We start from the raw sequence: 11624 nt of genomic DNA on the forward strand, positions 1-11624 counted from the left end.
GGTTTTCGTGATGGCCAGATAATTGTCGGCGCTCAGTCCACCGACAAAGCCGTCCGGACCCGCATCAAACAACCGCGCCACGACCTTTTCCTGCCGTGGATTGATTACATTGCGGAACTGGTCATAGAAATGTGCTTTGGCGATATAGAAACGCACCCTCTTCAGGGTGAGCTCTTGCGCATCCAGAACGGTTTGCCCAAACCACACCAGCCATTCTGTCACATCAAGGGTGCGCTGATGCTGTTCCAGCTGCGCGTAATAGGCCTTGCGGTTCTGTTCGATGGCAAAACTCAGCAGGATCAGACTGGGTTGGCCTAGCGACTGCGCGAGCGCTTTTTCCGCTAAGGCACGGCCAAGACGCCCATTGCCGTCTTCAAACGGATGAATGCTTTCAAACCATATATGGCTGAGCGCAGCGCGTGTCAGCGCGGGGAGGGGAGACGGGCCATTGGGTCCCGTCTCGTTGAACCAGGCAATGAAACGGTCCATTTCGGTGGGCACCAGACTTGAGGGTGGCGCTTCGAAATGAATGGTTGGGCGCTCCAGGTGTCCGGAGACGATTTGCATGGCATCCGTATGCGTCCTATAGGCACCGATGGTGTCGAGATGCCGGTTGCCGGCCATCAACATGGTATGCCAGCGAAACAGGGTCGCGTCGTCAAGTGGCGACGCGTAACTGCCATACACATCAATCATCAGCTCGGCGATGCCGTGTTCGCGCGGTTGCACTGCACGCCGATCCGTTGCCAGACCCAGCTGCCGTCGCAGTGATGACTGCACACTGAGCCGGTCCAAAGTCTCGCCTTCGATCGCACTGGTTTTTATTGCCTCATCACTGAGCAGTTCGATGCGCAACTGGTCGCGCTCTTCTGGGTTGATGTGGCGAACTGCACCAATCACCTCGCCGGACGACAGCAGGAACCGTTGCTTCAGACTTTGTAGCGCCGCAGCGTCATAGCGGAAATTGGGCCAGTTTGGTTGCGTCCAGTTCCAGGTCATGAGCGATAGGGTCCCTTTCTATAACTCATACTATCACTTACTATGATTAATAGAAACGCCTCTATCGCTCTTTATAACAGGCATACATGAGCAATAGAATGGATATCCATCGCTCAAGCTGGCCGACTAGGATATACTCGTAATGGCGGCTTTGCGCGCAGTGTCGGACGTGCGAGCTGCCGAAAAGTTTGCTGAAAGTGGTTGTTTCGCTTTTCATATTACTTACGATCGCGAAGGGCTGGAGAACCGGAACGAACTGCTTTGATACGCCAGGCGAGGTGCTCCTTGGGATGTTCCGGGGCTCAGATGTGATCGCGCTCGGCGGGTTGAATATCTCCCTATATCAGCGACGCTCTTACTGGACGCCTTCGGCACCTCTATGTTTTGAAAGCCGAACGTCGAAAGGGATACGCTACCGATCTTGTACACGAACTGTTACGAAGAGGACGTCCATCTTTCCAAAGTATTAGGCTTTTCACAGACGCCACCGGCGGTTCAGCCTTCTATGAGACCTTGGGCTTCGCTCGAATATCTTCGTGTACCGTTTCGCATGAACTGAAAGCGATAGCATATGAGAACCGTCCATCCGCCCGAAGACCGCTTTGATTGTCCGCCGACTTTGAGCGCTATAAGCGTAATGGGATCGAAAACTTACGTCTGAGAACCCTAAAAATGAGCCAAGCAATATATGCAGACCCCGAGTGATTTTCCGACCGCTCGGTTCTGGGCAGCAAAACTTAGTAGCTACTGTCATTAAAGGTACCAGTGTTTAGGGCTCAAATATAGCCGAAAATCAACATCTATGGAGCAGCCGTGGAGCGACCCGCGGTCATAGCTTTGTTCGCGCCCCGGGGTCCAATCAACAGTCTGCGCCTTAACCACTGGACCAAGAAACATTACAAATTGTGCAGCGCTGTAAATACGACAGCGAGTTTTGTTTGGATGTCACAGGTTTGGTTAGTTTATGATGTTACAAAATAGATTCTATTGGCGATCCGTTGCTTAATCGGAACCAGAACCACTTAGAATGGATAGCTCGTCAGCTGAAAATATCATTGTATATCGATACTGAGATGAATCACGGTCACGGCCATGAATGGCAGAAGCAACGAAACTAATTTGAAGACTACCATCAGCAGTGGTTTCTGTATGAGATTTATCGATGGTTTCGTCGTAGATTACAGCAGTATCTGCCCATTCACGCCTTGCCGCGCCTACTTTGACAATCATGGATTCTATCCTTTTTTATATTCGCGCAATAAGTGTAGCGTACAATAAGATAAACGTCATCTTTCTGATCTAGTCGATACGCGTGGGTGCATTGCCTCAATGGCGTGTCTGCTTTCTCCTTGTGTTGACTGAAATATTTACACAACCCTGTTTTGGCTCTTTATTTACAGGGAGTGGATCAGACGAAAGGCGTGATGGCCTCTCTCAACTTTTTGTGGTTCTTTCTTACTGGAGAAAGAGCAGTCATGTCGGATCATCATTTCCGAGTTTTATAACGCACGTTTTAGCTGTTGAACTTGGCGCATGAACTATTTCGAAAGAAACGCTTTTTTAAAAATACGAAATCAGCCGGCAAGGCAGCATTGGATAGATCGGTGGTGACTAACAACATTGCAGCGCTTCGACAGGAGCTTATCATCGAGGTGATGATGCGGGCGATCACTGCCAGCGATGTGTCGGTGCGGTCGGACAACAAAACCACGCCATTTTTGCGCGAGTGGCTATAGCTGCTGTAGGTACAGCGATTGCGGTGTGCGCAAACGAAAACTGTGCGCAGCTATCCAAACATAATTATGGATATGCATGGAGCGTGATCGGTAAGTTTTAAGTACAATTAGTGTATGTTTGCCGTAAATGTCTGAAAAAGGCCTGACGCACTATGCATCAGGCCAGCGTTCATGTCTCGGCGCCAACCACAACAATAACACTGCGACAATTAATGGCATAGATCCTCCAAGGCCTTTTGGACGGATTTGATTAAGATGAAAACCGCTGCGATTGCGACGATTGATCGGAAGTTTCTTGCTGTTTTCTCGCAACGTAAAGCGACACGTTTGAACCGTTTTGAGCTTCCCCGTCATTTGTTCGATACGTGCGCGGCCTCCATGAAGTGCTACGGCAGAATGTTTTGGAATATTCCGCCTGTTTGATCTGTAAGGGATGACTGTAATAGCGCCAGCCATTCGCGCAGTCTCTCGATTGTCATCGCTATCACAGCCCTTATCTGTCAATTAGCGTGCAAGTCAGGCCGGACTGTCCGCTCCTGCTGTTACTGGCGAAATAACACCGGACGCAAGCGCCTTACGACGCCATCCATAAAGCTGCGAGGGATCCAGATCTTCAGACCAGGTTGCCGCCGTGACATTGGCTCCGGGCTGCAATGACTCAGCCACAATCCTCGCCTTCTCGTTTTGCGTCCAATCGCGCGGCCTATTTCGGTTTCGTACGGGCTCCGCCGTCAAAACCTCAAATGTCCGGCACTGATTCATACTGTCTCTCACAGGATTCTCCACATCATTCATGCAGAAAATCGCCTATTACACCGACGGACGACACGTGGAAGAGAATTACCGCTTAGCATTAAATTGCTTGAATAACGCGAAATACGACGCTCATCCTGTCGGAGGGCGGTTTCAGTCCAGGTTATCGTGATCTCCATCGCACGTCAGAAATCCGATTAAATCATAGCCTGCTGAACTTCCTCAACCCTATTTGAAACTGGCTTTTAAACAACTAATCTAGGGCAATGATTGGGATTTGTAGTTACCGCATGAAGATAAATTCGCTCAGCATTTTTTCGTTCAAGTACGGTAAAAACTCTTCCAACGATATAAACGACAGTTATGCGTGAAGAGTAACTGAGCAGTTTGTCGGCTCACATATGTCGCCGACTGATGTAAGAATACCAACTATATGGAAATGAAGTTTTTTGAAGCATGTGCGACAAGATTGCGTTGGACTTTTCATCATTTCGCTGTCTTTAAAATGGCATGTGTATTTCTCTGGAATATTAGAGGATTTACACTAAGTCTGAGAGTTATATGATGATGTGGCGGGGGAGCGCTAAATTGTCGATAGATATTACAAAAATTAATAGGGCAATGGATCAACTTTCTGAAGACCCATTAAATCAGTTTTTATGGGAAAACAGTCTTATTGAGCTGACCGAAGCATTTCGTGCGCGGGGGCTTAATATCATTCCTTTCACTGAAGCAACGAATATGTCTGTTATGTTTACTCCTTCATTGTCAAGGGGATTTGAAGAGTATTTTGATGATGGTTGGAGCGAAAATGACTGGCATTCCAAAGCATTACCATTCTTAACACAAAATGGGGTCGTCCGCGATATTCAATATACAACGCGTGACGAATTCGAACTAAATCAGTTTTATCGTTTTGTACGTAAGCATGGCGTTGGTCATTCCGCTTTCATTGAATGGCATTTGTCCACGAAGGACAGGCTCATTCTGGCGATACACCGCAAAATAGGGGATGATGCATTTACTATCGAAGAAGAAACGATACTACAGGCCCTGAGGCGCCGATTTCAGGACATCGGCTATCTCATGTATCATTTATCTTTCAGCAAAATCCGTGGCGCTGCGGAAGGGTTAGATATTGTTACAACGCCTGCAATCTTTTTCAACAGATTTTGTAAGGTGGTTTATGTGAACCATTCTGCGCAATTGCTGCTGGGACCTGATTTGCAGGTTTCAGATGGCGAACTGCTTTTACGGCGCGATACAGAGAAACTACAATTCCTTATGCGCGAGATAGTTGCGCCGTTCTCACTAAAACCCGACACACTGCTGGCGCCTTTTCTGATAGAACGCGAAGACAAACCGCCGTTGCATTTGCGAATTCAGCGATTGCCAGACAATCTACCAAATATGCTTTCTGCCGCAGTAGGTGTATTAATACTTTCCAGTAAAGTTATGCCAAAAGTGCAGGATACTGATTTTTTACTTTCCCGCTATGGTCTGAGTGTTCAAGAAACCGCAATTGCGCTGCATCTTTATGATGGTCTTTCGGCGCGAGAGATCGCTGATAAAACATCGCGCTCCTACGAGACTGTTCGCACACATATCAAATCACTTTTTCAGAAGACAGGCACTAAACGTCAGGGAGAGCTTCTTACATTGATCAGAAATCATCAGAGGGTAGATTAATGCTGACGCTCGAACTGAGCCCGTCTGAAAATATGCATGCCAATCCTAAGGTCCTTTTCTTTGCCATGCGGGTTATAGGTATCGTCCGAAGAGTGCTCGTGGATTGCTATCAGAGCATTCAATCTTTGTTTGTGTCGGGGCGATAAAACAAAGTGCCTCAGTTAAGAAACCGGCATATCCCATATTCTATTTTGCCTGTGTTGCAATTTAAGCGCGTTATTCCCTCTTTGAGCGGTTCTCCAAAGAAATGGAGTTAGAATACCCCAATTGAGGTATTTTGGCGCGCTTTAGCCGGTGTTACTCAAAACCTAATCGTATACTGGGGCCATAGCCGATTCATTTGGGAAACAACCATTCGGCGAATTTAGGATTTGGGGGATTCAGCGTGAATCATTTTTCGTCGAACAAGCAAGCTGTTGGTACGTCTCGCTTAACTAGCGATGAGACAAAAACGCGGCTTATACATCTTCTTTCCGGAACCGCGCTGACGGCTGGCATGATGGCCGGATTATTTCTGACGCCAAGCGATGCCTTGGCCGCTTGCAATGGTTTTCTCTCTATAACCTGTACGGGCAACACCACGACAACCAGTGGTAATCGTGGGAAAGTCGTTCCCATCACGATCGGTTCAGGCGCTAACGTTACGGGGTATGGCCTCGGGACTACTGCAATTATCGGTGGAGCAACGGTCACAAATAACGGCACTGTGAATAGTACCATTTCTGGGGTAAATGCGCTCGACATTTCCGGCAGCTCGGCCACTTATCGAGGAAGCGGTAGTGTCAGTGGCGCCAACAACGGTATCGTTCTTAACGGACTTAGTAACACGGTTAATAGCACCGGGGGAACAGTAACTGGTAATGCTGGAGATGGCATCCGAGCAACAGGTATTCTTGGCGCACCTGCTGTGAGCAACACTATTACACTGACGAACACGAACGTGATCGGTGCTAATCATGGCGTTAACCTCAACGGTGCTACGAATACTATCTATGTTACTGGGGGTTCGATAGGCGCTACGACTGGAAATGGCATAAATGCGAGCAGTTCCTTGGGCTCCGCATTGACGAATTCCATCACTTTGAGAAACACGAACGTTACCGGTGGCGACCATGGCGTCAGCGCAATGGGTGCCAGCAATGTTATTGAGGTAACCGGCGGTTCCGTAATTGGAGCCTCAGGTAATGGCATTGTGGCAAACGGCCTTAATAACGAAATTACTTTGACGGAAACAGTTGTAAGCGGAAACAGCGGTGTTGTCGCTAATGGTTTGAATTCCACGATTAACGTAACTGGCGGCTCTGTCACTGGCACAAACGGCAATGGCATTCAAACTGTCTCAGGCGGCGTTCTTGGTCAAGGCGCTGCGACCAACATCATCGTAACAAATGCCGACATCAGCGGCACTCAGGACGGTATAAACGCGCTCAATATTGGTCTAGGTGCGAATGTCTCAACAGATGTTACCGCAAATGGTGGAACAGTTTCCGGCGGTTCCGGGAGCGGTATTTCTGCGATCTCAGCCGCGCTTGGTTCCGGTTCTTCCAATAGTGCGCAAACCGTCGTCGTAGGTGATGCGGATATTTCCGGTGGTCTTTCTGGTGTTCTCGCCGGTTCTGCTTCTCTAAACGGAAATGCGACCACCACCATCGTCGTTTCCGGGGAGATTGTGGGCGATAATGGCCTAATTGCCGTCGCGGGCAGCGTCGATGCGGATCCTAGTTCATTGCTCAACGTCATCAACGATCCGACCAATATTGGCAATCTTGCAGGCCTTCTGGCCGGTGACGGCAAAGCAACTGTCGATGTGACAACGAATGGCGAGGTAACGGCGAATAACGGCATTGGCATCATCGCTATCGGACTTGGAACAGACAACGAAGTTTCGGTCGATGCTAAAGATACAATCACTGCGCGGAACGGCATCGGCATTATTGCAGGATCTGTTGGCTCGAATGGTAATGTCGGTGTAACCGTCCACGATATAACCGCTGGATACGCCGGTGCCATTGCCTTCAATACAGATGGTAATGCTTCTGTCACCGCGACAGGGGATATTGACGTGCTAAACGGCGTGCAGAATGGCGGTATTGCAGGCATCGCGGCAATCGCAAACAAAGGCGACGCAACTGCAACGCTCGACGATGATGGTAAGATTTCGGCTGATGGCGCACTCTCCGGTGTCGCTGCCATCTCCATCGGTGGAGATGCAACCATCAACGTTAACGGTCGTATTGACCCACCGCTGATTGGCGGTTTTGCCGGTGCTTTTGGCAACGGCACTGCTGAGGCCAACACATCTGGCAATATCGATGCGGATCTTGCTGGTGTCGTCGCACTCAATGTCGGTAATGGACGTGCGGAAATCAATTCGAATTCGGCGCTGGAATCGTCGAACGGTGCGGGGTTAGTTGGTCTCGCTGCAGTTAAGGTTGGAGATGGCAGCAGCAGTGCAAACGACGTATTTATCCACAATAGTGGTAAGATCGGCGATTTTGGCATTTCAATTGCAGGCCTAGTTGTCGGCGACGGCAATGTGATGGATATTCGTAATCAGGGCGAGCTGAATAGCGGCCTGGCGGGTATTGCTGGCGTGGTCGTTGGCGATGACAATATCGTTGGTGTCAGCAATCGTGGTTCCATCACGACTGCCGGTGTTGGCATTTCGGGTGTCGCAACGGGCAACGACAACAATGGCGGGTATTGCTGGTGTTGTGGTGGGCGCCAATAGCACGCTCAGCATAACGACAGAAGGAACAGTTACATCCGCTTCGGGCGTTGGCGTTTTTGCAGCTTCCAATGGCGACGACAACATCGTTACAATTAAGGCGATGGATAGCATTACAGGTGAGACCGGTATTGTCGCAGCTCTATCGGGCGACAACACAGCGCTGGATATCACAACAGACGGTGCCGTATCCGCGACGAACGGATCGGGTATTTTCGCTGCAACTATTGGAAAAGATGGTTCAGTCGACATCACCACCAATGGCACAGTTGATGCCGCCGGATCAGGCGTCGTTGCGCTTAATACCGGTGGTTCTACCAATATACAGATCGGTGACAAAGTTAACGCTCGTGGACTGTTTGGTTCATTTGCACTTGGCGGAGGTACAGGTTTCGCCAATATCGAGATCGATGGGGGTATCATTGGTGCTGACGTCGGTGCTGCCGCCGTCACTATAGGTTCGGGCGATGCTACAGTCACAGCTAATGAGCAGGTTTCTGCGGGTGCACTTGGACTGGGTGCTCTTAATATTGGTTCGGGCAATGTCAGGATCACAAACACCGCGCGAATTCTTTCAGACGGTATCGGCATTGCTGCTGCCAAGTTCGGAACGTCCGGTGACGTTACGGTTAGCGTCAATGATGATATTGGTGGTTTGTCGGGCTCCGCAACAGGCGGTGACGGCGTGTTGGCGATCTCAGCAACGTCAGGTGCGGGCGCTGTGGATGTGACAGTAGCAGATGGCGTCTCTATCACATCTGACACGATTGCTGTAAATGCGCTAAAACTTACTGGTGAAGGCGATGTAATGGTGAGCCTTGGAAAGGGTGACCGCCTACAAGCTGGTGCCGTTGGTGTTAATGCAAGTAGCCTGCTGGGTGATGGCAATGTACGGATCAAGCTTGACGAAGATGTCGGCATCGAAGCAACTGCCGGTATTGTGGCAACTAAAGTGGCGGGTTCGGGTGAAGTGGATGTCCTTATAGGCGACCGTTCCACAATTTCAGCAGGCGTCGGCGTTGTAGCTGCCAATTTGGCAGATGCTGGCAATGTGAGTGTGATTACAGGTCAGGAATCTGAGATACAGGCTTACAATGAAGCGATTGTTGCCCTTTCTCGTGATGGTAACACCAACGTTGAGACCGGCGGAGAAAGCCTGACTGTTTCACTTAATGCCTCGGCGATTGTAGCAGCGGGCGCTAGTAGTGTCACTGTGACCACGGATGGTACAATTGCGGGCGCGGGTGAAAATGACAGCGCGGTGGTCGATATCCTGTCCGGAAATGGCGCTGTGTTTACCAATAATGGCTTTGTGTCCGCCCTTGACGAAGACGAAAGCAAACTTGCGCTGAATGCTCAAGGTGGATCGGTCACCGTTAACAATGACGGTCAAATAGTCGGCCGTGTGGGCTTGTCAGCGAATGACGATACCCTGATCAATAATGGCAACTGGTTTGTTTCCGGTATCAGCGATTTCGGCGCGGGTTTTGACCGCCTGTCTAATCTCGGCGGTATCCGGACATCGTTCACTGGAAATGGTGGAGAATATGCCGAGTTTGCCAATCTGGATTACTTCAATAACAACGGCATACTGACCATGCAGGGTGAAACTGCAGGCCTCGCATTTAACGCTGCGCGGGACCTTACGGTGGCAGGCGGTGATTACACCGGCACCGGCAATTCAACGCTGGCAATTGACGCTTATCTCGGCCAGTACGGTTCTACTTCGGACGTCTTACGGGTTGAAGGCAATACCGCCGGTCATACGCTGCTTAATATTCGCGATATGAACACGGGGCCGGGCGCATATAATCCTGAGGGTATATCAATTGTAGAAGTCTCTGGCCTTGCTTCTTCGATCACAGATTTCACCATTGACCCGGCAAGTGCAAATGCCATTCGTGGCGGTAATCATGTAATCGACAAGGGGCTATTCTTCTATGACGTTGCTCTCGTTGATGTACCCGTGCCAACCGGAACCGGTATGGCAGCGCGGTTCGCAGCTCCAGGTGGACAGGAGTTCCGTCTCATCGGAGCAGTTGATCATGAAGCGTTTGAGTTGCCAGTTCTCGCGACAGGCGCGCAGACGATCTGGAACGAAACATCGGGTATCTGGTTGGATCGTCAGGGCGACCTGCGCAGCCAGCTTGGCAACGCGGAGACGCTGCCGGAAGGTTACGTTTCCAAAGACGGCCCTGTCACAGCACCTCCTGCAAACGGCGTTACGCCGGGCGTCTGGGTCAAAGCTGTCGGAAACTGGACAAGCCGCGATGCCGGAACGCGCTATTCGATAGCGAACAACACTTATAGCTTCGATACGAGTTACAAGCAGAACACGTTCGGTCTGATCGGTGGGGTTGATTTTGGCACAGGCGATGTGCTGGCAAACGACGATACACTCATCTTCGGCCTGCTCGGCGGCTATTTGAAGTCTTCACTGGATTTCCGTCATTCGCCGACAAGCTTTGAATATTCGGGCGGAACTGTAGGCGCCTATGCAACCTATATTAACAAGGGCTTCTTCATCGATACCCTTTTTAAAGCAGACCTGCTGAAGGTTGAGTACAATACGCCGACGCTCGGTTTCGACGAAAAACCGAAGGCGAACACCTACGGCTTCCTAATGGACACAGGATATCGCTTTGAGTTGCCGAACGAGTTGTTTATTGAACCTGTTGCGACGCTTTCCTATGCCCGCACCAGTATAGGTGATCTGAACGATATTTCGGGTGCTGCAATCAGCTTCGGGCATGAAGAAAGCTTCCGTGGAAGCCTCGGTGCACGGTTTGGCGGTCAGGTTCTACAAACTGAGAGCTATCGTGTAGAGGCCTCTCTCACCGGACGTGTGTGGGACGAGTTCAAGAACACCAACTCGGCTTACGTTCAGAACATCGGCGTGCCACTTACTGTCGAAGATAACTTCAAAGGTGTCTTTGGCGAAGTTGGCGGTACTGTGAACGTCTTTGATGCATCCGATAAGTGGTCGAGCTTCGTAAGCGGAACCTATAAGTTTAACGGAGATATCAAGTCCGGTACTGTGCGTGGTGGTATTCGTTTCCACTGGTAGTATTTGATTGGTTATAATGCAAAGCGGAGCGTTCATCCTGATTATGGGCAGGATGAACGCTTCTTTTTCATTGGGTTGTACGTATGTGACGTCGTGCCAACGCGCGGCTTTTGCGATTTAAGTTTACGTAGAACGATGTCTGTTTGTGATGAATTTTTGCCAGAAGACCTCTGCAGACGTTTTGTACCCCAGGCATTCACGCGGCGTATTATAGAGCCGATTACAATTAAAAGCTTGATCTCGATGACCGAGTGTCAGCGGATCAAGCTTTTCTGGGAAGCCAGTGTCTTGTGCGTCTATTGGTATTCTCAACAGGGCCTTTCTGCGAAGGTGACAGCGGATCACAGAACCATGTTTTCGATCCGATTCCATTCTGCAGATAAGTCCATTCTGTGACTCAATGCCACGATCAAACGTATGGAAGCGACAGGCCATCTGGTGCGGGGGTTGGAGCACCTCCGGGCCCACCATTCAAATATTAAAATAATGTTTTTATTTAGTTTTTTTTGATTTTTGTCACGCTTTTCCGAGAATCCGCTTGTGGTGGGATAATTCTGTTCTCCTTATGCTCCAGCAAGAAATTCTCAACAGAATTTCCTCAGAATGGCTTGCTGACGCTGTCAATCGGCGTTTAAACGGAACCCCTTATCGG

General features: G+C 49.8%; 8 protein-coding genes and 1 pseudogene. 5 read left to right on the plus strand and 4 right to left on the minus strand.

Going from position 1 to position 11624, the window contains the following annotated elements:
• The coding region (locus CEV31_RS19320) for a Fic family protein (protein ID WP_094509649.1) at positions 1–999 on the minus strand (999 nt) is incomplete at its 3' end.
• Between the two features lie 342 nt (positions 1000–1341).
• Here CEV31_RS19320 and CEV31_RS21595 point away from each other — a divergent pair.
• Positions 1342–1605 carry a GNAT family N-acetyltransferase gene (locus CEV31_RS21595; RefSeq protein WP_374847398.1) on the plus strand — a complete coding sequence of 88 codons (264 nt, stop codon included), beginning with the start codon at positions 1342–1344 and terminating at the stop codon, positions 1603–1605.
• A gap of 396 nt (positions 1606–2001) precedes the next feature.
• Here CEV31_RS21595 and CEV31_RS19330 read toward each other — a convergent pair whose 3' ends face one another.
• Positions 2002–2229 carry a hypothetical protein gene (locus CEV31_RS19330; protein ID WP_094509653.1) on the minus strand — a complete coding sequence of 76 codons (228 nt, stop codon included), beginning with the start codon at positions 2227–2229 and terminating at the stop codon, positions 2002–2004.
• 374 nt (positions 2230–2603) lie between these two features.
• Between CEV31_RS19330 and CEV31_RS21455 the strand changes: the two genes are divergently transcribed.
• Positions 2604–2735 carry a hypothetical protein gene (locus CEV31_RS21455; RefSeq protein ID WP_268876360.1) on the plus strand — a complete coding sequence of 44 codons (132 nt, stop codon included), beginning with the start codon at positions 2604–2606 and terminating at the stop codon, positions 2733–2735.
• A gap of 516 nt (positions 2736–3251) precedes the next feature.
• On the opposite strand, the gene CEV31_RS21460 is transcribed toward CEV31_RS21455, so the two are convergent.
• Entirely contained in the window at positions 3252–3530 is a 279-nt protein-coding gene (locus CEV31_RS21460; RefSeq protein ID WP_328587699.1) for a transposase, read from the minus strand.
• A gap of 546 nt (positions 3531–4076) precedes the next feature.
• On the opposite strand from CEV31_RS21460, the gene CEV31_RS19345 reads away from it, so the two are divergent.
• The 3 genes from CEV31_RS19345 to CEV31_RS19350 all read left to right on the plus strand — a co-directional run bounded on the left by CEV31_RS19345 (position 4077) and on the right by CEV31_RS19350 (position 10972).
• Positions 4077–5177, plus strand: a complete 1101-nt coding sequence (locus CEV31_RS19345) for a helix-turn-helix transcriptional regulator (RefSeq protein ID WP_169717412.1) — start codon at positions 4077–4079, stop codon at positions 5175–5177.
• A gap of 385 nt (positions 5178–5562) precedes the next feature.
• A complete protein-coding gene (locus CEV31_RS21375) occupies positions 5563–7908 on the plus strand; it encodes a beta strand repeat-containing protein (protein WP_235818187.1) in 2346 nt (781 codons plus the stop codon).
• Positions 7790–10972: an autotransporter outer membrane beta-barrel domain-containing protein gene (locus CEV31_RS19350; protein ID WP_235818188.1), complete on the plus strand. Its 3183-nt coding sequence runs from the start codon at positions 7790–7792 to the stop codon at positions 10970–10972. Before CEV31_RS21375 ends, CEV31_RS19350 begins: the two co-directional genes overlap by 119 nt.
• A 123-nt stretch (positions 10973–11095) precedes the next feature.
• On the opposite strand, the pseudogene CEV31_RS21665 reads toward CEV31_RS19350, so the two are convergent.
• Positions 11096–11428 (minus strand): annotated as a pseudogene (locus CEV31_RS21665) (transposase); the annotation flags it as partial.
• Positions 11429–11624: the final 196 nt, after the last annotated feature.

It is taken from the genome of Brucella thiophenivorans, assembly GCF_002252445.1.
GTDB lineage: Bacteria > Pseudomonadota > Alphaproteobacteria > Rhizobiales > Rhizobiaceae > Brucella > Brucella thiophenivorans.

Bases quoted from the DNA above. Each gene is read 5' to 3' on its own strand.
- CEV31_RS19330 (WP_094509653.1), bottom strand. From the start codon at position 2,229: ATGATTGTCAAAGTAGGCGCGGCAAGGCGTGAATGGGCAGATACTGCT.
- CEV31_RS21460 (WP_328587699.1), bottom strand. From the start codon at position 3,530: ATGAATGATGTGGAGAATCCTGTGAGAGACAGTATGAATCAGTGCCGG.